This is a genomic window from Ancylobacter moscoviensis (assembly GCF_007559435.1).
Classification (GTDB): domain Bacteria; phylum Pseudomonadota; class Alphaproteobacteria; order Rhizobiales; family Xanthobacteraceae; genus Ancylobacter; species Ancylobacter moscoviensis.
The window spans coordinates 218,802-238,556 of sequence record NZ_VMBP01000002.1 but is presented as its reverse complement, the minus strand read 5'-3'; the positions used below and the strand labels follow the sequence as shown (position 1 = coordinate 238,556).

Sequence of the window (19,755 nt, the reverse complement as noted above, 5' to 3'; positions counted from 1 at the left end):
TCCGGCCCCCGGGCCGGCCCCTTCCGACCTACCGCATGCAGCCCAAGGGGAACGGAGTTCGCCATGCCTGAGACACTGATTTCGGTCGACCTGTCCAAGCCGGCCACCGAGAACGAATATCTGCACAATCGCTGGCACCCGGACATTCCGATCGCCACCTGGGTCGAGCCCGGTGCCGACTTCATCGTCGAGACCGTGGACTGGACGGGCGGCGCCATCGCCAACAACGATTCCGCCGACGACATCCGCGACGTCGACCTGTCGACGGTGCACTATCTCTCCGGCCCCATCGGCGTGAAGGGCGCCAAGCCGGGCGACCTGCTGGTGGTCGACATCCTCGACGCCGGCACGCTGAAGGGCCATGAGTGGGGCTTCAACGGCTTCTTCTCGAAGAAGAACGGCGGCGGCTTCCTCACCGAACACTTCCCGCTCGCGCAGAAGTCGATCTGGCACTACGAGGGCATGTTCACCCGCTCGCGCCACGTGCCGGGCGTCGGCTTCGCCGGCCTCATCCATCCCGGCCTGATCGGCACCCTGCCCTCGCAGAAGCTGCTCGACACCTGGAACGCGCGCGAGCAGGCGCTGATCGACACCAACCCGACCCGCGTGCCCCCGCTGGCCAACCCGCCGGCGCCGAAGACCGCGCATCTGGGCAAGCTCGCCAAGGGCTCGGACGCCTATTCCAAGGTCGCCGCCGAGGGCGCCCGCACGGTTCCCCCGCGCGAGCATGGTGGCAATTGCGACATCAAGGACCTGTCGCGCGGCTCGAAGATCTACTTCCCCGTCTATGTCGACGGCGCCGGCCTCTCCATGGGCGACATGCACTTCTCCCAGGGCGACGGCGAGATCACCTTCTGCGGCGCCATCGAGATGTTCGGCGCGTGGCTGCACATCAAGGTCGACCTGATCAAGGACGGCATGGCGCTGTACGGGATCAAGAACCCGATCTTCAAGCCGTCGCCGATCACCCCGAACTACAAGGACTACCTGATCTTCGAGGGCATCTCGGTCGACGAGGAAGGCAAGCAGTACTATCTCGACGCCAACGTCGCCTATCGTCAGGCGTGCCTCAACGCCATCGAATACCTGAAGAAGTTCGGCTATTCGGGCGCGCAGGCGCACTCCATCCTCGGCGTCGCGCCGGTGCAGGGCCATCTCTCGGGCGTGGTCGACATTCCCAATTCCTGCGCCACGCTGTGGCTGCCCACCGAGATCTTCGACTTCGACATCAAGCCTTCGGCTGCCGGCCCGACCAAGTTCATCGATGGCTCGGTCGACATGCCGATCTCGCCGGACCTTTGACCCCCGCTTGAGTCCGGCCCGCGGGGCGACGCTTGCGTCGCCCCGCATCCTTCCCTGCTGAGAATTTGGCGACGCCAAGCGTCGCCCCGCATTCTTCCTTCTGAGGTTTGGCGACGCTCGCGTCGCCCCGCACTTTCCCCGTCGTGGAAACGCCCAAGGAAACGCTCATGCCCGTCTATGAATATCAGTGCGACACGTGCGGCGATTTCACCGAGCTGCGGCCGATGAGCGAGTATCAGGACCCTCAGCCCTGTCCGGATTGCGGCGCGATGGCACCGCGCGTGATGCTGACCGCGCCGCACTTCTCCTCCATGTCGCGCGAACGCAGGGTCGCCCACGCGACCAACGAGCAGTCGAGCCACGCGCCGATGAGCGTCGACGCCTACAAGGCCAAGCAGGAGCGCGCCAGGCACGCCTCCGGCTGCTCCTGCTGCTCCGGCATGAAGAGCCGCACGAAGAAGAACCGCACCGCCACCACCGCTTCCGGCGCCAAGAGCTTCCCCTCGGCCCGGCCGTGGATGATCAGCCACTGACGAACCGGGCGCCGGCCGCACCTCGACACGCCCGCGCGGGCCTCACTCCCCGATCGCCACGCCCTCGCGACGCGGATCGGCCGCGCCCACCAGCCCGTCCGGCGTGATCGCCACCGCCTGCACGCCGGACGTCATCGGGGCGATCGTCACCGGGAAGCCCAGTTCCCGCAGCCCCGGCTCCAGCGCCTGCGCCGCGCTGCCCTGCTCGATCTCCACCGCATCGAAGCGCGCCAGCACGTTCGGCGCGGCGATGGCGTCCGGCAGGCTCAGGCCCCAGTCGAGATGGGCGATCAGCGTCTTGGCGACATAGCCGATGATCTGGCTGCCGCCGGGCGAGCCCAGCGCCAGCACCGGCCGGCCTTCCCGCAGAACAATGGTCGGCGTCATGGACGAGCGCGGCCGCTTGCCCGGCTCGACCCGGTTGGCGACCGGCACGCCGTCGCGCTGCGAGCGGAAGGAGAAATCGGTCAGCTCGTTGTTGAGCAGGAAGCCGCCGACCATCAGCCGCGAGCCGAAGCCGGCCTCGATGGTCGAGGTCATGGAGACCACGTTGCCGTCCGCATCCACGATGGTGATCTGCGTGGTCGAGGGCAGCTCCGGCGCCGCCCCGTCGGCCCGCGGCCCGGCCATGGCGTGGTCCCATTTCGGGGTGCCCGGCGCGACCTCCGGCAGCGCGTCGTCGCCGGCCAGCAACCTCGCACGGGCGCCGAGATAATCCCGCGCCAGCAGGCCCCTCGTCGGCATCGGCACGTAGTCCTCGTCGGCCATGTAGCGCTCGCGGTCGGCGAAGGCGAGGCGCGAGGCGTCGACGATCAGCCGCCACGCCTCCGGCGAGCTCGGGCCCAATGCCTTGAGATCATAGGATTCCAGCATGCCGAGGATCTGCCCGAGCGTGAGCCCGCCCGAGCTCGGCGGGCCCATGCCGCACACGTCTAGCCCGCGATAGGCGCCGCAGACGGGCGTGCGCTCCTTCACCCGATATTCGCGCAGGTCGCCCGGCGACAGAAGGCCGGGACTGGCGGCCTCGCGGACCGCGCGCACGATCTCCTGCGCCAGCGGGCCGCCATAGAAGGCATCGGCGCCGTACTGGCCGAGCAGCCGCAGCGTGCGCGCATAGGCCGGGTTCCTCAGCCGCGTGCCGGCCTTGAGCGGAGCGCCGTCGGCATCAAGGAAATAGGCGCGGGCCGCGAGATCCCTCCGCAGCGTCTCGACATCGCCGGCGATCAGGGAAGCCAGACGCGGGGAGACGTCGAACCCTTCCTCGGCAAGGCGGATGGCCGGACGGAAGAGCTGGCCCCAGGCGATCTTTCCATAGCGCCGGTGCACGGTCTCGATGAGGCGCGGCGTGCCGGGCGTGCCGACCGAGCGCCCGCCGACCATGGCCTGCAGGAAGGCGAGCGGCTCGCCCCTGTCGTCCTGGAACAGCGTCGGCGTCGCCGCGCGCGGCGCCGTCTCGCGCCCGTCGAAGGTGGTGAGCCGCCTCGCCGCCGCGTCCCAGTAGACAAGGAAGGCGCCGCCCCCGAGGCCCGAGGACTGCGGCTCGACGAGGCCGAGGACGAGCTGCGTCGCGACCATCGCGTCGATGGCGTTGCCGCCCGCCCGCAACGCCACCGCGCCGGCCTGCGCGGCCAGCGGGTTGGCCGCCGTCACCATCCAGCTCCGGCCGGTCGCCGTCTTCTGCCCGGCGAGGACGGGCGAGGCCGCCTCCGGCGCCGGCGCGTCGGAGGCCTGCTGCGCGCGCAGCGGCAGGACGGAGAGCAGCAGGATTGCCGGCGCCGCCATGACGGCGCGCTGCCACCGGGCCCGTTCCCGCCAGGTCCGTTCCTGTCGCATGGCGTTTCCTCTCCTCATGGGCGCACACCCGAGATTGCCGCCCGTAACGCGAAGTGAACAGCGGATTCGGCTCCCGCACCGCAATGAACGCGTGACGAATGCGCGAATCGGTCTAATCTCCAATTGTCGTCAACAATCGAAAGGAGGTGATCCAGTGTCTGATCGTCTTGATCTGCGGTCGTCGGTATCCGTGACCTGGACACTTGCCTCTTGCGAGGTCCGTGCCGCGTGATGCGACACTTCGCGCTGCCTTTCTAGGCAGTTACCGGGCCGGACCGCGGTCTGACATGGGAAGGGCTGCCCGCAAGGGCAGCCCTTCTTGCTTGGCGTCGCCACAACCGAACACGGAATACTTTGTCGAAGCCGATCCTCATCTATATCGACGCCGATGCCTGCCCGGTGAAGGATGAGACCTACCGCGTCGCCTCCCGCCACCGGATCAAGGTCTTCCTCGTCGCCAACAGCTACATCGCCGTCCCGCGCGACGCCGAGGTCGAGCGCGTCATCGTGCCGGCCGGGCTCGACGTGGCGGATGACTGGATCGCCGAGCGGGTGGAAGAGGGCGACCTCGTCGTCACCGCCGACGTGCCGCTGGCGGCGCGCGTGGTGGCGAAGGGCGCGGAGGCCATCGGCCCGACCGGCAAGCCCTTCACCGCCTCGAGCATCGGCATGCAGCTCGCCACCCGCAACCTGATGCAGGACCTGCGCGAGGCCGGCGAGATCACCCGCGGCCCCCGCCCCTTCTCGACCCGGGACCGCTCGGAATTTCTCCAGGCGCTGGAACGCGCCGTGCAGCGTCTGAAACGGAAAGGCTTTCTCGCGGGTTGATGTCGGGCAGAACAGGAGACCGCCAATGCTGCAAGCCTGCCTGAACGGCTCCCGGACACGTGAATTCCATCCCCAGACACCCCTCACCCCCGCCCAGCTCGCGGCGGATGCGGCGGCCGTCGTCGCGGCCGGCGCCACCGAGCTGCACCTGCATCCGCGCGACGCGCTGGGCGCCGAGACGCTCGATCCGACCAGCGTCGCGGCCGCACTCGAGGCGGTCCGCGCCCGCGTGCCGGACACGCCGATCGGCCTCTCCACCCATGCCGGCATCGTGTCGGGCGATCTCGGCCGGCTGGAGGCGGTGAGGCGCTGGACCGTGCTGCCGGACTACGTCTCGGTGAACCTGATCGAGGCGGATGCGCCGGAGATGATCGCGCTCGCCCTGTCGCGCGGCATCGGCGTGGAAGCCGGCCTGTGGTCGCAAGCCGACGCCGAGCGCTTCGTGAAGCTCGACGAGGCCCGGCGCTGCCTGCGCATCCTCATTGAGATCAACGAGCAGGACGAGGCGGAGGGGCTGGCGATCGCCGCCGCCATCCGCACCGTGCTGGCCCGCGCCAGCCTCGATGTCCCGGTCCTCCAGCATGGCTACGAGGCCACCGTCTGGCCGCTCTATCAGGACGCCCTGATGCGCGAGCTGGACAGCCGCATCGGACTGGAAGACGGCAAGCACCTGCCGGACGGCCAGGAAGCGGCGGACAACGCCGCCCTCATCAAGGCCGCCCTGCGCCTTGCCCGCGTGCCGCCCAACCTGCCGCCGGAGGCGACGCCGCCGATCACCGGGTGATCGCTCTCCCGCGTGTGCCGATCGTCTTCGCTCGCACCGCGTCAGTCGCGCTGGGTGGGGATCATCCCGGCCACCTGCCGCTCGGTCGGGCGTTCGCTCCCGGCCAGCCCCGCCGCCACGCCGGCGCGGTCGGCTTCCGAGCGGTTCTGGCTCATCTTGCGCTTGCCCTCGATGCGGGAAATCGGCAGCCGCACGCCGACAATGCCTTTCAGTTGCGCGGCGATGAAGGCTTCCGGCGCGTCGCCCACCACCCAGGGCAGGGCCCGCGCCTGCTCGTGAAGCTCGGTCAGCCGGGTCACGGCACCAAGCAGCCGGGCCGGATCGTCGAAGAACTCCGCCGGGCCATAGGCGTGCACGGCCTCATAGTTCCAGGTCGGCACGACCTTGCCGTGCTCGGCCTTGGCCGCGTACCAGCTCGGCGTGATGTAGGCGTCCACACCGGAAAACAGCACGAGCGCCTCGCCGACGACAGGGGTGCGCCACTGCGCATTCGCCTTGGCAAGATGTCCGTAGAGCACCCCATGCTCCCCCTCGCTTTCGTCGAGGAACAGCGGCAGGGGCGTCGCCATCAGCCCGTCGGCCGTGGCGGTGACGAGCGTCGCCAGCCGGGTCTCGCGCATGATCCGGCGCAGGATGGCGGGGTCGTCTTCGCGAAAGGCGGGGGGCGTATACATGGCGGACCCGGAAGGAAACGGCGGAAGCGTGGTGCGACGTGCAGCATAATCCAACGCCGGCGCCGGGGAACAGCAGTCCTGCCCCGCGCGCGGCCTCCCCGGCGGCGGCACGAGCTCGGCTTCCTCTTCCGCAAGCAACAGCGTGGAGCGGGCGATTTCATCCTGCACCACGGGGAGAAGGGAACGGGCGGCAGCGACAGCTTTTTCGAGAAGCTCGGTCGAGATCGATTATGCTCATAGTCCGGCTTCGGCGAAAGTCCGGCACCGCCGGCGTCATCCCGGAGTTGCCGTCAGGCAATATCCGGAATCATCTTCCATTCTCTATCGTCAAACGATCCCGGCTCTCCGGCTCCACCACGGTCCGGGAGCACGGCGCAGCAAAGCAACGTCATGGCCGGGCCAAGGCCGGGCATGACGGTGATCCTGTCGGAAAGCCGGGACGATGCAGGGCGCCGCTCGCCCCCCTCACCCGCTGTTCCGCAACCCGGCCGAGATGCCGTTGATCGTGAGCTGGATGCCCTGCAGCACCTTCTCGTCGGTGTCGTTCGCCCGGTACTTGCGCAGCAGGCCGACCTGCACGTGGTTGAGCGGGTCGATATAGGGGAAGCGCGCGCGGATCGAGCGGTCGAGCAGCGGATTGGAGCCGAGAAGCCCCGGCTGCTCGGAGATCGTCAGCAGGGCGTCGATCGATGCGTGATGCTCGGCGCGGATGCGCCCGAAGATGCTCTCGCGCAGCTCCGCATCCTCCACCAGCGCGGCGTAGCGCGAGGCGATGGCGATGGAACTCTTGGAAAGCACCATGTCCATGTTGGAGAGCTGGGTGCGGAAGAACGGCCACTCCCGGTACATCTCCTGAAGCAGCGGCAGCCCATCCGGGTGGCGCTGCAGCCAGGACTGGATCGCCGTGCCGAAGCCGTACCAGCCCGGCAGCATCAGCCGGCACTGCGCCCAGGAGAACACCCATGGGATCGCGCGCAGATCCTCGATCCGCCGCGTCTTCTTGCGCGAGGCCGGACGCGAGCCGATGTTCAGGGTCGCGATCTCGTTGATGACGGTCGATTCCCAGAAATAGTCCTCGAAGCGCGGGGTTTCGTAGACCAGTGCCCGATAGGCACGGAACGCCGCCTCCGACAGCTCCTCCATGACGGTGAGGTACTCCTCGCGCGGCGCCTTCGCGTCGCCGGAGAGCAGCGTCGCCTCCATGGTCGCGGCGGTGAGGATTTCGAGGTTGCCGCGCCCGACCGCCGGATTGGAGTACTTGGACGAGATGATCTCGCCCTGCTCGGTGACGCGGATCTGCCCCTGCACCGCCCCGCCCGGCTGGGCGAGGATGGCGTCGTAGCTCGGCCCGCCGCCGCGCCCGACCGAACCGCCGCGACCGTGGAACAGCCGCAGCCGCACGCCGTGGCGCTTGAACACCTCGATCAGCTCGATCTCGGCCTTGTAGAGTTCCCAGCCGGAGGTAACGAAGCCGCCGTCCTTGTTGCTGTCCGAATAGCCGAGCATCACCTCCTGCACGCCGCCGCGGCTGTCCACCAGCTTGCGGTATTCCGGCAGGCGGAACATCTGCTCCATCACCTTCGCGGCGTTGCGCAAATCCTCGATGGTCTCGAACAGCGGCACGATGTTCACCGCCGCCGTGCCGGCGGGATCGACGAGGCCGACCTCCTTGAGCAGCAGCGCCAGCTCCAGCATGTCCGAGACCCCTTCGGCCTTGGAGATGATGCAGGTCTGGATCGCCTCGCGGCCGTAGATCTCGTGGATGCGCGCGCAGGTGCGCAGCATGGCGAGCTCACCCACCGTCTCGTCGGAATAGGCGACGAAGGGCGAGGTGAGCGGGCGGGCGGTGGTGAGTTCGCGCAGCAGCAGTGCCACGCGCGTGCCCTCGGGCAGGCCCTTGTAGTTGGTGCCGGGCGCGGCGACCTCGAACAGCTCGGCGACGCAACGCTCGTGCACGTCGGAATTCTGGCGCGAATCCAGCACCGCCAGATGGAAGCCGAAGCAGTCCACCGCCCGGCGCAGCGCCCGCAGCTTGCCGTGCGCGACGGCGGCCGACTTGTGGGCCCGCAGCGAATTGTCGATGACGTCGAGATCGGCCCGCAGTTCGGCGGCGGAGGCATAGGCGACCGCCGCCGGCTTCTCGGTGATGCCGACGAGATCGGCCACCTCCAGCCGGAAGGCGGTGGCGCGCAGTCGATCGGCGATGGCGCTGGCGGCGAGGCGGTAGGGCTCGTTGCGCCGGTGCGGAGAGAGGTCGGGCGAGGCATCGACGAGCGCCAGCAATTCGTCCGACACCTTCACGCGGATGGTGCTGATCGACAGCTCGCCGCCGAGCGCGTCCAGCTCCTCCAGATAGAAGCGCACCGCCTGCGCGCTCTGCATGCGCAGCGTCTCGCGGGTGACGTCGGCGGTGACGAAGGGATTGCCGTCGCGGTCGCCGCCGATCCAGCTGCCGATGCGCAGGAAGGAGGCGATCTCCGGCCCCTCGCGCGTCCCGCCCTCCATGGCGGCGAGCCGGTCCTCCAGCGCCGCGTAGAGCGTCGGGAGCTGGCGCAGGAAGGTGTAGTCGTAATAGGCGAGGCCGTTCGCCACCTCGTCCAGCACGGTCAGCTTGGTCTTGCGCAGCAGATTGGTCTGCCACAGCGTCAGCACCCGCCGGCGCAGCTCGTCGGCGGCAAGCTCCTGCTCTTCCGGCGTCGGATCGAGGCGGGCGCGGTCGGCCAGAAGTTCGGCGATCCTCATCTCGTGCGTCAGGGTGGAGCGGCGGCGCACCTCGGTCGGATGCGCGGTGAGCACCGGGCTCGCCAGCGCCGTCGCGAAAAAGCTGCGCAGCCCGGCCGGGGAAATGCCGGCCTCCTGGGCACGCCCCAGCGCCCGCGCCACCGTGCCGGGCCCCGGCGCACGCCCGCCCATCGCCGCCGCGCGCATGCGGCGGATGACGTTCTGGTCCTCCGCGATATTGGCGAGATGGGAGAAATAGGAGAAGGCGCGCACGATGCTGATCGTCTGGTCGGCGCCGAGATCGCTCAGTATCGCCTCGAGCTCGTGGCGCGCGCCCTCGTCCTCCTCGCGGTGGAAGCGGGTGGAAACGCGGCGGATATGCTCGACCAGCTCGTAGATCGGCTCGCCTTCCTGGTCGCGCAGCGTATCGCCCAGCACCCGGCCGAGCATGCGGATGTCCTCGCGCAGCGACAGGTCGAGATCGCCATCGGCTTCGAGCTCGGCATCGGGCAAGGCGATGGTCAGGGCAACGGACATGGCGACACTCCTTTAGTCGTAGGCACTACTTAGCAATTAGCATGCCGCCGATGACACCCATGCCGTGCGCTTTATCCCCGACCGACCATGGGCGGAGCCGCCTTTTGCGCCCATGCGCCCGGCCCCGGCGCGTCATATCCTGCCGAGCAGGTGAGGCCGCCGCGCCACAGCCCCTGAAAATCTCAGCAATTGCCCCAAGGTCGCCCCGATTGTGAACGAAATGCCCGCCAGCATGAACGGCGTGCTCAGGGAAGATTCAGAGTTACGGGTTCATAACCATAGACACGCGGCATCGTCCCTGAACGGTGCCGATGAGGAACGGCCGGAAGGCCGGTTTCGACCGAACGACGCGTATGCGTAACAGGAAGGACTTTGAAATGGCTACCGTCATGAACCGCAGCGAGGTTCAGACCCCCGCCGCCCAGCGTCAAACCCGTGGTGCGTTCGCCAATCCCGCCACCGTCGCCGCCCTGCGTCCCGCCGATGCCGGCGAGAAGAAGGGCCAGAGCGCCAACGCCCCGGTCGGCTCCATCGCCGCCATCGAGTCTCAGCTCGGCTTCTGAGGTTCCGACCGCCGGTCCATCCGCCGGCGCGCCCTTCGCGCGACGCTACCCGCGCCGCGCCTCACGGGATTGTGTGTCCCGTCGAAACCGCCCGCCGCGCCTTTTCCTCAAGCGCTGCGGCAGGCCGCTGTCCGGCGCGGCATTTTTCGGGGTGGCATTCCCCCCGCCTCTCCCCATATGGATGACGTTGCGGCACGTCGAACGAGGCGGGTCGCGCGAAACGATCCAGAGAGGCTCTTCCATTGCGATCCCTGCGTCCGCGTCCCGCTGCCCTTCGCGTCGTGCTCGGCGCGCTGTTCCTCGCCGTCGGCGTGCTCGTCGCCACTGACTTCGCGGAGGCTCGCGCCGGCCGCGGCATGAGCTTCGGCAGCCGAGGCTCGCGCACCTGGTCGACCCCGGCCCCCACGCCGACCGCCCCCTCCGCCCAGCCGATGCAGCGCTCGGCCACGCCGCAGAACCAGCTCGGCGCGCCGGCCACCCGCGCGCCCGGCGCCCAGCCCGGTGGTTTCTTCAACCGCGGCGGCTTCATGGGCGGGCTGATGGGCGGCCTGCTCGGCGCCGGCATCTTCGGCCTGCTGATGGGCTCCGGCTTCTTCTCCGGCCTCGGCAGCCTTTCCGGCCTGCTCGGCCTGCTCCTGCAGATCGCGCTGATCTTCATCGTCGTGCGTCTGGTCATGGGCTGGCTGCGCTCACGCAACCAGCCGTCCTATGCCGGCGGCGGACGCCCCGACCCGATGGCGCGCGACGCGCTGAACGGCGGCGGCATGGCGAGCGGTGCGGCGGGCGGCAATGGCGCGAGCGGCGCGGCAGCGCCCCGCGCCGGCTTCGACACCGGCCCGCGCGGCCGGCCGCTCCAGCTCGAGGGCTCCGACTTCGACAGCTTCGAGCGCCTGCTCGGCGAGGTGCAGGGCGCCTATGGCCGCGGCGACCGCGAGACGCTGTTCCGCCTGCTGACGCCGGAAATGGCCGGCTATATGGGCGAGGAACTCGACGAACTCGACCGCGAGGGCCTGGAGAACCGCGTCACCGACGTGAAGCTCCTGCAGGGAGATCTCTCGGAAGCCTGGTCGGAAGGCAGCAGCGAATACGCCACCGTCGCCATGCGCTACGAGCTGAAGGACGTCACCCTCGACAAGGCCACCGGCCGCGTCGTGCTGGGCGATCCCGACCGCAAGGAGCAGGCCGTCGAGTTCTGGACCTTCGTCCGTACGCCCGGCGGCGAATGGAAGCTCACCGCGATCCAGCAGGGCTGAGTACGCTCACATTGAAAACGGAAAGGGCGGCACGCGAGCCGCCCTTTTTTGTTGCCGTCAGGTCGCCAGCGGGTCCGGCCCGAAACGGTTGGGACCTTCGGTGCCCTTGAACATGAACCAGAAGAAGATGACCAGGCCGCCAATGCCGGTCAGGCCGATCAGCAGCCACCAGCCTGTGCGGTCCATGTCGTGGAAGCGCCGTGCAGCCACGGCAAGCGTGGGAATGGTGAGCGCGAGGCCGACCAGCGTGGTGATCGGCGTGAACAGCCGGGCATCGCCATACTGGTAGATCGCGTATTCGCCGAAGATCGCGAAATCGATCAGCCCCGTCACCCAGTTGACGATGACGAGGAATACCGCCCACCACCAGTACTCGGAACGCGGGGCGCGGCCGGCGAAGGTGGCGTATTTCCCGAGGACGCTCGAAATCGATTCAGTGATGGACATGACTTCCCCCCACCCGGATTCGGGCGGGAGGAAGTGGACGCTCCGTCACCGGAGCTGTCAATTCGCTCCCTCGCCGGCATTGGCGGGGCGGGCGCCGACCAGCAGCCTTACCGCTTCGGCGCGCGACGCCCGCCCTTGCGGTAGCCCTTGGTCATCGGATCGGGACGCTCCGGCCGGGTCCAGCCTTCCGCTCCGAGCGGCTCCGTGCGGTCGGTGCCGGGGCCCATGTCGTCGAGCGAGGGCCGGATGATGCGCGACGCGGAACCGGACGTCTCATCGGCATCGTAGCGCGCCTGCGCCTCGTCGGCCCGCGCCTCGTGGCCGGAGGAGACATGGCCCGGCGAGGAACGCCGCCCCGCCTTTCCGCCCGCGCCGCCCTTCTTCTCGGGAAGGTTCGCGGCGCGCCCGTATTTGCGCTCGCCCTTGTAGCCGCCGGTACGGTCGTCGACGCTCTCCTGCCGCGCCAGCGGATCGTCGGAGAGGACGAGCTCGGTCGCCTGCAGGCGCTTGATCTCGTCGCGCAGCCTTGCCGCCTGCTCGAAGTCGAGGTCGGCGGCGGCGGCGCGCATGCGCTTCTCGAGATCCGCGATCACCGCCGCGAGGTTGTGGCCGTAGGTGGCGCCCTCCTCCGCGAGACCGGCGTCGACCGTGACATGATCACGCTCATAGACGCTTTCGAGAATGTCGCCGATCGCCTTGCGCACGCTCTCCGGCGTGATGCCGTGCTCGACGTTCCACGCCACCTGCTTGGTGCGGCGGCGCTCGGTCTCCGCCATCGCCCGCTCCATCGAGCCGGTGATGGTGTCGGCATAGAGCAGCACCCGCCCATCGACGTTGCGCGCGGCGCGGCCGATGGTCTGCACCAGCGAGGTCTCCGAGCGCAGGAAGCCTTCCTTGTCTGCGTCGAGAATGGCAACCAGCCCGCATTCCGGGATGTCGAGGCCCTCGCGCAGCAGGTTGATGCCGATCAGCACGTCGAAGGCGCCGAGGCGCAGGTCGCGGATGATCTCGATGCGCTCGATGGTGTCGATGTCCGAGTGCATGTAGCGCACGCGGATGCCGTTCTCGTGGAGATACTCGGTCAGGTCCTCGGCCATGCGCTTGGTGAGGGTCGTCACCAGCGTGCGGTAGCCCTTCGCCGCCGTCTGCCGCACCTCGCCCAAGAGGTCGTCGACCTGCGTGCGGGCCGGGCGCACCTCGACCGGCGGATCGACGAGGCCGGTCGGGCGGATCACCTGCTCGACGAAGACGCCGCCGGTCTGCTCCATCTCCCATTTGCCGGGCGTGGCGGAGACATGCACCGTCTGCGGGCGCATTGCCTCCCATTCCTCGAAGCGCAGCGGCCGGTTGTCCATGCAGCTCGGCAGGCGGAAGCCGTATTCCGCCAGCGTCGCCTTGCGGCGGAAGTCGCCGCGGTACATGGCGCCGATCTGCGGCACGGTGACGTGGCTCTCGTCGCAGAAGATCAAGGCGTTGTCCGGCACATATTCGAACAGCGTCGGCGGCGGCTCACCCGGCAGGCGGCCGGTGAGCCAGCGCGAATAGTTCTCGATGCCGGCGCAGCTTCCCGTCGCCTCCATCATTTCGAGATCGAAGGTGCAGCGCTGCTCCAGCCGCTGCGCCTCCAGCAGGCGGCCCATCGCGTTGAGCTCGTCGAGCCGGTGCTTCAGCTCGGCCTTGATGCCGTGGATCGCCTGGATCAGCGTCGGGCGCGGCGTCACATAGTGCGAGTTCGCGTAGAGCTTGACGAATTTTAGCTCCTGCGACTTCTGCCCGGTGAGCGGATCGAACTCCTGGATGCTCTCCACCTCGTCGCCGAACAGCGAGACGCGCCACGCGCGGTCCTCGTAGTGGGCCGGGAAGATCTCGATCACATCGCCGCGTACGCGGAACGTGCCGCGGCCGAAATCGCCCTGCGTGCGCTTGTACTGAAGCGCCACGAGGTCGGCGAGGAGCTGGCGCTGGTCGATGCGCTCGCCCACCTCGATCTTGAAGGTCATCGAGGCGTAGGTCTCGACCGAGCCGATACCGTAGATGCAGGACACCGAGGCGACGATGATGACGTCGTCGCGCTCCAGCAGCGAGCGCGTCGCCGAGTGGCGCATGCGGTCGATCTGCTCGTTGATCGACGATTCCTTCTCGATGAAGGTGTCCGTACGCGGAACGTAGGCCTCCGGCTGGTAGTAGTCGTAGTAGGAGACGAAATACTCGACCGCGTTGTCCGGGAAGAAGCTCTTGAACTCGCCATAGAGCTGCGCCGCCAGCGTCTTGTTCGGCGCCAGCACGAGCGCCGGGCGCTGCAGCCGCTGGATGACGTTGGCCATGGTGAAGGTCTTGCCCGAGCCGGTGACGCCGAGCAGCACCTGATCGCGCTCGCCCTGCTCCGCCGCCGCGACGAGCTCCTCGATGGCCTGCGGCTGGTCGCCGTTCGGCGTGTAGTCCGACTTCAGCACGAACTTGACGCCGCCTTCGGACTTCTCCGGCCGCGCCGGGCGGTGGGGCACCCACACCTGCCCGTCGACCTCCGGGCGCCCGCTCTCGATCAGCGCCGACAGGGCGGCGACGGTGGCGGAGGCGCCCGAGGTCGGCGCCACGCCGAGCTTCTCGGCAAGGGCGGGATCGAGCGTGGAGACTTGCGCGGGCTCGAAGGCGCGCTGGGAGCGCTCGGAAAACCCGCCGGGACGTGCTGCTTTGGCCATGCGCGGAATATGGGGGCAGAATCGGTTCGCGCAAAGGCGCCACGCACGGGCTCGCAAGCCTTCGCTGCCACCCGCTGCCGCCGCGCCGCTCCGAATCCACCGCCGTGGCCCGCCGGCGGTAGCGGCGTGCTGCGTTGGACAAAGGGAGCCCGCCACCGATCTTTCATTTTCCTGTCGGCCAAGCTGTGCTCTGTTCCACGACGACGGGCGCTGTGCCCGTGGATCCGTTGCGGTACGGGTGGGCGTCCCGCGCAGTTGGAGAGACCTGACAATGTCGATTCTGAAAAAGGGACTGGCCGGCGCGCCGGTGAAGATCCTTCAGGAAAAGCTCGGCGTTCCCGCTGACGGGCAGTTCGGCCCGAAGACCGAGGAAGCGCTGAAGGCCTACCAGAAGGAGCACGGCCTTTCGGTCGACGGCATCGCCGGCCCCGACACCTTCGCGGCCCTCGGCCTGTACGAGCTGATTCTCCTCAAGGTCGGCACCTCCGGCGAGTCGGTGAAGAAGCTGCAGACCGCGCTCGGCATCGCCGCCGACGGCAAGTTCGGCGCCGGCACCGCCAAGGCGGTCAAGGACTATCAGGCCGCCAACGGCCTCGATGCCGACGGCTTCGCCGGCCCCGCCACCCTCGCCAAGCTCGCCCTGTTCAAGGAGCTTACCCCCGACGTCGTCTCCAAGGCCGAGCTGACGCCCGGCAGTGGGCCGGTGGAAGCCTCCGCCGCGGGCGAAGCGCCCGCCAAGAGCATCTGGGGCACCATCAAGGGCTTCTTCTCCTGAACCCTCCGCGAGGCCGCCGGGCGCGCTGCGTGCCCCGGCGGCCTCGCCCTCATCCCGCGTGACCCGCCATGTCGTTCCTGCTCCGCTTCGATCCTTCCGCCCTCGGCGCTCCCGAGGAGACCGAACCGCTGCCCGAGCGCATCGTCTCCGGCGCGCCGCGTCACCTCACCTGGAATTTCGAGACCCTGCCGGACGGCGCGCTGTTCGCCGGCATATGGGAATCCTCGCCCGGCGCCTGGCGGGTGGACTACGAGGAATGGGAGTTCTGCTCGATCACCGAGGGCGTCTCCATCCTGCACGAGGACGGCGAGGCGCCGGTGACGTTGAAGGCGGGCGACAATTTCGTCATCCGGCCCGGCTTCAAGGGCATCTGGGAAGTCGTCGAGACGACGCGCAAGCTCTACGTCATCCGCCTCATCTGAGCGGCGGGAGGCGGTGCCGGAATCCGGCGGGGTGTGGCCTCGCCGTCATTGACCCGGCGCCGGGGCCGACGCATCTTCGCCGGCACAAGGTTGGGGAGACGCGCAATGCGAGCCGAAGGTAAGGGTGCAACGGGCCTGTTCAAGCGGGCCATCTCCGGTCTCGCCGCCGTCGGCATGCTGGCCGTCTCGCTCGGCGGCGCCGAAGCCGCGAACTTCTTCGAGAAGAACTTCTGGCTCTCCGGCCCGAACTACAGCGGCGTGGTGCCGGCCTGCGACACGCCGGCGGCGCTGTCGCGCATCCAGCGCCACTTCGCCACCACCGAATCGCGCTTCTGGGATTCGACCCTGCAGATCGAAAGCTTCGACCACATCCGCGAAGTCGCCTTCCGTCCGTGGGGCGAGCAGTACATGCCCCGCCGCTACTGCTCGGCGGATGTCGTCATTTCCGGCAACACCGCCACCGATGGCCAGTATTCGGGCGGCCAGTATGTCGGCGGCAAGATCGGCGGCGTGAAGGCGGTGCACGGCAAGCGTCACCGCATCTACTATTCGCTGATCGAGGATGGCGGCTTCCTCGGCTTCTCCTGGGGCGTCGAATGGTGCGTCGACGGCCTCGACCGCTCCTGGACCTACGCCCCGAACTGCCGGATGGCCCAGCCGTGAAGCTGCTTTTCGCGGCGCGGCTGCTGCTGGCCGCGCTGATTCTCGGGGCGGCGTTCGGCGCCACGCCCTCCCTCGCCCAGCAGAAGGGCGAGCCGGGCCGCTTCGACTACTACGTGCTCACCCTCTCCTGGTCGCCGACCTATTGCGAGGCGATGGGCGAGCGTGCCGAGCCGGCGCAATGCTCGCGGGTGCGCCCCTTCGCCTTCGTGGTGCACGGCCTGTGGCCGCAATATACGCGCGGCTGGCCGGAATCCTGCGTCAACCCGGCGCCCTACGTGCCCGAGCCGGTGCTGCGCGACGTGCTCGACATCATGCCGAGCCGCCGCCTCGTGCTGCATGAATGGCGCAAGCACGGCACCTGCTCCGGGCTTTCCGCCACCGGCTATTTCGAGACGGTGCGCCGCGCCTACGACAAGGTGACGATTCCCGCCCCCTTCCACCGCCTCGACGACTACCGCATGGTCTCGCCCGGCGAGGTGGAGGCCGCCTTCCGCGCCGCCAATCCGGGCCTCGCACCGGACATGATGTCGGTGGAATGCGACAAGCGCCGCCTCACCGAGGTGCGCATCTGCATGAACCGGCAGCTCGGCTTCACCTCCTGCCCGGAGGTGGACCGTCGCGCCTGCCGCGCGACCAGCGTCGTGATGCCGCCCGTGCGCGAGAGCGGCCGGGGCTGGTAGAGCCGCCATGAACTACCGCCACGCCTTCCATGCCGGCAATTTCGCCGATGTCGTCAAGCATGTCGTGCTGGCGCGCGTCCTTGCCTATCTCGGACGCAAGGATGCCGCGTTCCGCGTCATCGACACCCATGCCGGGGCGGGGCTCTACGACCTCACCGGCGACGAGGCCCGGCGCACCGGGGAGTGGGAAGGCGGTATCGGCGCGGTGCTGCGGGCGCCCCTCGCGCCGGCGATCCGCGACCTGCTCGGTCCCTGGCTCGATGCCGTGCGCGCGGTCAATCCGGCGGCGGCCGACGACGAGGCGCTCGCGCGCGATCTGCGCCACTATCCGGGCTCGCCGTTGATCGCGCAGGCGCTGACCCGCCCGCAGGACCGGCTGCTGTTCTGCGAGACGCAGCCCGGCGTGCGGGCGGCGCTCACCGAGTCGGTCGGCCGCGACGGCCGCGCCAAGGTGCTGCCGACGGACGCCTGGCAGGCGTTGCATGCCTATCTGCCGCCCAGGGAGCGGCGCGGCCTTGTGCTGGTCGACCCGCCCTTCGAGGAGGCGGGCGAGTTCCACCGGATGGCGCAGGGCCTCATCGAGGCGCACCGGCGTTGGTCCACCGGCATCTTCGCGCTCTGGTACCCGATCAAGGATGTGCGCGCCGTCGATGCCTTCCGTCGGGACATCGAGCGGGCCGGCATTCCCAAGACGCTCAGCATCCAGTTCGACCTGCGCACGGTGCGCCAGGCCGACACGATGAGCGGCTGCGGCATGATCGTGGTGAACCCGCCCTTCACCCTCGCCGAGGAACTGCGGACCATCCTCGGCGCGCTCGCGCCCGCGCTTTCCACCGACGGCACCGGGCGGGTGCGGGTCGGCTGGCTCACGCCGGAACGCTGAAACGGCGCCCGCCGTCATCATCCGGCATCGGTCTTGCTTTACAATCGCCAGCGAAGGAACCGGCGGATGGTGCGGCCATCCGAGGGTAAGGAGCAGGCGTATGGCAACGACCGGTACCGTCAAGTTCTTCAACACCGAGAAGGGTTACGGCTTCATTCGCCCCGATGACGGCGGGCGCGACGTGTTCGTGCATGTCTCGGCGGTTACCCGCTCGGGGCTCGGCACGCTCGCCGAGGGCCAGCGGGTGAGCTTCGAGGTCGAGCCGGACAAGCGCGGCAAGGGCCCCAAGGCCATCGACCTCCAGCCGGCCGACTGATAAGCCTGCCGCGAAGCCGGGCGCTCCGTCCCGGCCGGGCGGGCCGTCGCGGGCACGAATGCCGGCGGGGCGATATCGCCCCAGAAGGTCTCGTGCCGCGATGAAGCTGCGTTCTTCCCCCGCCTCCCCCTTCGGTCGCAAGGTCAAGATCGGCGCCGTTCTGTGCGGCGTGCATCTCGATGTCGTGCCGGCCGATACCAGCAACCCGGCCGATACGCTGCGCGAACAGAATCCTCTCGGGAAGATCCCCGTGCTGCTGCGCGAGGAAGGCGGCCCGATCTACGATTCCCGCGTCATCCTCGACTATCTCGACACGATTGCCGGCGGCGGGATCATCATTCCCGCCGGCGTGGAGCCGCGCTTTGCCGCGCTGACGATGCAGGCCCTGGCCGACGGCATCATGGATGCCGCCCTGCTGCAGGTCTACGAGGCCCGGTTCCGGCCGGAAGAAGGGCGCAGCGCCACCTGGATCGACAATCAGGCGGGCAAGGTCGCGCGCGGGCTTGCCGCCTTCGAGGCTTCGCCCCCGCCGGCCGGCGGCGTCACCGGCGCGGCGCATGTCGGCGAGATCGCGCTGGCCTGCGCGCTCGGCTATCTCGACCTGCGCTTCGCCGGAAGCTGGCGGACCGACCACCCCGCGCTCGTCGAATGGCTGGACGGCTTTGCGGCGCGCGTGCCTGCTTTCGAGGCAACCCGCCCGCAGGGCTGAACGTCCGGGCGGCGGCGCGGCGGAACGGCGGCGGCGATCAAGCCAAAGAAAAAGGGCCCCGACCACATGGATCGGAGCCCTTGTCCAGGCACGGGAACCGTTCAGGCAGGCATCAGAACTTGTAGTTGATACCGGCGCGGACGACGTTCGCGGTGAGGCCGCTCTTGTCGCCGATGCTGTTGTAGTAGTCCTCGCCGAGATCCATGTAGAGGTACTCGGCCTTGACGGTCCAGTTGTTGGTGAAGGCGTACTCGACGCCGCCGCCGACCGTCCAGCCCACCGCCGTCTTGTCGGAGGTGAGGCCCAGCACGGAGTCCTTGACCTCGTTGTGACCCCAGGCGAGACCGCCGGTCACGTAAGGCAGCACGTTGCCGAAGGCGTAGCCGAGACGGGCGCGCACGGTGCCGAAATAGTCCATCTTGGACGAATAGCCGAAGCGCTCGTCCTTGATGTCCGAGCCCTGGAAGTCAGCCTCGGCGCCCAGAACGACGTTGTTGTCGAACTGGTAGTTCACGCCGATCTGGCCACCACCGAGGAACCCATCCGGATCCAGGCCGAGCACGTCGGCGCCCGCTTCGCCGGAACCCCAAGCGTAACCGGCGTTGGCACCGAGATAAAAGCCCGTCCAGGTGAAGACCGGCTCGGCGATCACCGGCGGGGCCTTCGTCGGATAAGGCTGCGCGATGTCGGCGGCGAAAGCCGGGACCGCGGCCAGGAGGGCGACAGCGGCGACGCCCGAGCTGATGATCTTCTTCATAAGGGTACTCTCCGAAAGAACCTGCGAACAGGAACGCAACTCAGTTCGCAGGGTGAAGTAGAGTGCCACATGGGCATGTCGAGGGCCGGAATGGGGCGTATTCGTCACAATTCGCCTCCACACACCACCGCGATGATTACCCGCTCCCCGCGCAAACGCCCGCGAATCCTTGCTCCATGGAGGTAATCGCGTCGTTCACGGATCCGTGTACTACGCACCAATTTCGCCACGATCGAAAACACATCCGCGAATGCTGTGGCGCAAAGGTCACAAAATCCGGTTCGACTTCCCTTACGCCAGCACCGGAATGCAACCGGCCGCGCCCGTTCCCCTCGCGGGACGGACGCGGCCGGGCAAGCCGCAGAAAGGAGGAAGC

At 68.7% G+C, this 19,755-nt stretch carries 19 protein-coding genes; 13 read left to right on the top strand and 6 right to left on the bottom strand.

Going from position 1 to position 19,755, the window contains the following annotated elements; translation table 11 throughout:
- Positions 1-63 precede the first annotated feature (63 nt).
- Both fmdA and FO470_RS07325 read left to right on the top strand, forming a co-directional pair.
- On the top strand, positions 64-1,302 hold the full coding sequence (fmdA, locus tag FO470_RS07330; protein WP_144342296.1) for a formamidase: 1,239 nt from the start codon (positions 64-66) through the stop codon (positions 1,300-1,302).
- A gap of 167 nt (positions 1,303-1,469) precedes the next feature.
- Entirely contained in the window at positions 1,470-1,835 is a 366-nt protein-coding gene (locus FO470_RS07325; protein WP_144342295.1) for an FmdB family zinc ribbon protein, read from the top strand.
- Positions 1,836-1,877: 42 nt separating this feature from the next.
- Here the strand turns inward: FO470_RS07325 and ggt are convergent, their stop codons facing one another.
- Positions 1,878-3,617, bottom strand: a complete 1,740-nt coding sequence (gene ggt, locus FO470_RS07320) for a gamma-glutamyltransferase (RefSeq protein WP_144342805.1) — start codon at positions 3,615-3,617, stop codon at positions 1,878-1,880.
- A gap of 405 nt (positions 3,618-4,022) precedes the next feature.
- On the opposite strand from ggt, the gene FO470_RS07315 reads away from it, so the two are divergent.
- Both FO470_RS07315 and FO470_RS07310 read left to right on the top strand, forming a co-directional pair.
- Positions 4,023-4,496, top strand: a complete 474-nt coding sequence (locus FO470_RS07315; RefSeq protein WP_144342294.1) for a YaiI/YqxD family protein — start codon at positions 4,023-4,025, stop codon at positions 4,494-4,496.
- Between the two features lie 25 nt (positions 4,497-4,521).
- Entirely contained in the window at positions 4,522-5,280 is a 759-nt protein-coding gene (locus FO470_RS07310; protein ID WP_144342293.1) for a 3-keto-5-aminohexanoate cleavage protein, read from the top strand.
- A gap of 41 nt (positions 5,281-5,321) precedes the next feature.
- Here FO470_RS07310 and FO470_RS07305 read toward each other — a convergent pair whose 3' ends face one another.
- A complete protein-coding gene (locus FO470_RS07305) occupies positions 5,322-5,954 on the bottom strand; it encodes an FMN-binding negative transcriptional regulator (RefSeq protein WP_144342292.1) in 633 nt (210 codons plus the stop codon).
- Positions 5,955-6,419: 465 nt separating this feature from the next.
- Positions 6,420-9,212 carry a phosphoenolpyruvate carboxylase gene (ppc, locus tag FO470_RS07300; RefSeq protein WP_144342291.1) on the bottom strand — a complete coding sequence of 931 codons (2,793 nt, stop codon included), beginning with the start codon at positions 9,210-9,212 and terminating at the stop codon, positions 6,420-6,422.
- Positions 9,213-9,589: 377 nt separating this feature from the next.
- Between ppc and FO470_RS07295 the strand changes: the two genes are divergently transcribed.
- Both FO470_RS07295 and FO470_RS07290 read left to right on the top strand, forming a co-directional pair.
- A complete protein-coding gene (locus FO470_RS07295) occupies positions 9,590-9,775 on the top strand; it encodes a hypothetical protein (RefSeq protein WP_144342290.1) in 186 nt (61 codons plus the stop codon).
- A gap of 242 nt (positions 9,776-10,017) precedes the next feature.
- The gene (locus FO470_RS07290; RefSeq protein ID WP_144342289.1) at positions 10,018-11,028 is read left to right on the top strand and encodes a Tim44 domain-containing protein; all 1,011 of its coding nucleotides are present in this window, start codon (positions 10,018-10,020) and stop codon (positions 11,026-11,028) included.
- Positions 11,029-11,085: 57 nt separating this feature from the next.
- Here the strand turns inward: FO470_RS07290 and FO470_RS07285 are convergent, their stop codons facing one another.
- Positions 11,086-11,475 carry a DUF805 domain-containing protein gene (locus tag FO470_RS07285; protein WP_144342288.1) on the bottom strand — a complete coding sequence of 130 codons (390 nt, stop codon included), beginning with the start codon at positions 11,473-11,475 and terminating at the stop codon, positions 11,086-11,088.
- Positions 11,476-11,582: 107 nt separating this feature from the next.
- On the bottom strand, positions 11,583-14,174 hold the full coding sequence (uvrB, locus tag FO470_RS07280; protein WP_144342287.1) for an excinuclease ABC subunit UvrB: 2,592 nt from the start codon (positions 14,172-14,174) through the stop codon (positions 11,583-11,585).
- A gap of 271 nt (positions 14,175-14,445) precedes the next feature.
- On the opposite strand from uvrB, the gene FO470_RS07275 reads away from it, so the two are divergent.
- From FO470_RS07275 to FO470_RS07245, 7 genes are all read left to right on the top strand, one after another.
- Positions 14,446-14,949: a peptidoglycan-binding domain-containing protein gene (locus FO470_RS07275; protein ID WP_144342286.1), complete on the top strand. Its 504-nt coding sequence runs from the start codon at positions 14,446-14,448 to the stop codon at positions 14,947-14,949.
- Between the two features lie 68 nt (positions 14,950-15,017).
- Complete coding sequence (locus FO470_RS07270) at positions 15,018-15,371, top strand: cupin domain-containing protein (protein WP_144342285.1); 354 nt, start codon at positions 15,018-15,020, stop codon at positions 15,369-15,371.
- Between the two features lie 105 nt (positions 15,372-15,476).
- On the top strand, positions 15,477-16,034 hold the full coding sequence (locus tag FO470_RS07265) for a hypothetical protein (protein WP_144342284.1): 558 nt from the start codon (positions 15,477-15,479) through the stop codon (positions 16,032-16,034).
- Positions 16,031-16,714: a ribonuclease T2 gene (locus FO470_RS07260; RefSeq protein WP_246659507.1), complete on the top strand. Its 684-nt coding sequence runs from the start codon at positions 16,031-16,033 to the stop codon at positions 16,712-16,714. Before FO470_RS07265 ends, FO470_RS07260 begins: the two co-directional genes overlap by 4 nt.
- Before the next feature lie 7 nt (positions 16,715-16,721).
- A complete protein-coding gene (locus FO470_RS07255) occupies positions 16,722-17,597 on the top strand; it encodes a 23S rRNA (adenine(2030)-N(6))-methyltransferase RlmJ (protein WP_144342282.1) in 876 nt (291 codons plus the stop codon).
- 100 nt (positions 17,598-17,697) lie between these two features.
- Positions 17,698-17,913, top strand: coding sequence for a cold-shock protein (locus FO470_RS07250; protein ID WP_144342281.1), 216 nt, complete (start codon positions 17,698-17,700; stop codon positions 17,911-17,913).
- A gap of 100 nt (positions 17,914-18,013) precedes the next feature.
- A complete protein-coding gene (locus FO470_RS07245; RefSeq protein WP_144342280.1) occupies positions 18,014-18,622 on the top strand; it encodes a glutathione S-transferase family protein in 609 nt (202 codons plus the stop codon).
- Between the two features lie 112 nt (positions 18,623-18,734).
- Here the strand turns inward: FO470_RS07245 and FO470_RS07240 are convergent, their stop codons facing one another.
- Positions 18,735-19,379, bottom strand: coding sequence for an outer membrane protein (locus FO470_RS07240; protein ID WP_144342279.1), 645 nt, complete (start codon positions 19,377-19,379; stop codon positions 18,735-18,737).
- Between the last annotated feature and the right edge of the window lie 376 nt (positions 19,380-19,755).

Coding starts and splice junctions, on each gene's coding strand:
- fmdA (WP_144342296.1), top strand. CDS start 64: ATGCCTGAGACACTGATTTCGGTCGACCTGTCCAAGCCGGCCACCGAG.
- FO470_RS07325 (WP_144342295.1), top strand. CDS start 1,470: ATGCCCGTCTATGAATATCAGTGCGACACGTGCGGCGATTTCACCGAG.
- ggt (WP_144342805.1), bottom strand. CDS start 3,617: ATGGCGGCGCCGGCAATCCTGCTGCTCTCCGTCCTGCCGCTGCGCGCG.
- FO470_RS07310 (WP_144342293.1), top strand. CDS start 4,522: ATGCTGCAAGCCTGCCTGAACGGCTCCCGGACACGTGAATTCCATCCC.
- FO470_RS07305 (WP_144342292.1), bottom strand. CDS start 5,954: ATGTATACGCCCCCCGCCTTTCGCGAAGACGACCCCGCCATCCTGCGC.
- ppc (WP_144342291.1), bottom strand. CDS start 9,212: ATGTCCGTTGCCCTGACCATCGCCTTGCCCGATGCCGAGCTCGAAGCC.
- FO470_RS07295 (WP_144342290.1), top strand. CDS start 9,590: ATGGCTACCGTCATGAACCGCAGCGAGGTTCAGACCCCCGCCGCCCAG.
- FO470_RS07285 (WP_144342288.1), bottom strand. CDS start 11,475: ATGTCCATCACTGAATCGATTTCGAGCGTCCTCGGGAAATACGCCACC.
- uvrB (WP_144342287.1), bottom strand. CDS start 14,174: ATGGCCAAAGCAGCACGTCCCGGCGGGTTTTCCGAGCGCTCCCAGCGC.
- FO470_RS07275 (WP_144342286.1), top strand. CDS start 14,446: ATGTCGATTCTGAAAAAGGGACTGGCCGGCGCGCCGGTGAAGATCCTT.
- FO470_RS07270 (WP_144342285.1), top strand. CDS start 15,018: ATGTCGTTCCTGCTCCGCTTCGATCCTTCCGCCCTCGGCGCTCCCGAG.
- FO470_RS07265 (WP_144342284.1), top strand. CDS start 15,477: ATGCGAGCCGAAGGTAAGGGTGCAACGGGCCTGTTCAAGCGGGCCATC.
- FO470_RS07255 (WP_144342282.1), top strand. CDS start 16,722: ATGAACTACCGCCACGCCTTCCATGCCGGCAATTTCGCCGATGTCGTC.
- FO470_RS07250 (WP_144342281.1), top strand. CDS start 17,698: ATGGCAACGACCGGTACCGTCAAGTTCTTCAACACCGAGAAGGGTTAC.
- FO470_RS07245 (WP_144342280.1), top strand. CDS start 18,014: ATGAAGCTGCGTTCTTCCCCCGCCTCCCCCTTCGGTCGCAAGGTCAAG.
- FO470_RS07240 (WP_144342279.1), bottom strand. CDS start 19,379: ATGAAGAAGATCATCAGCTCGGGCGTCGCCGCTGTCGCCCTCCTGGCC.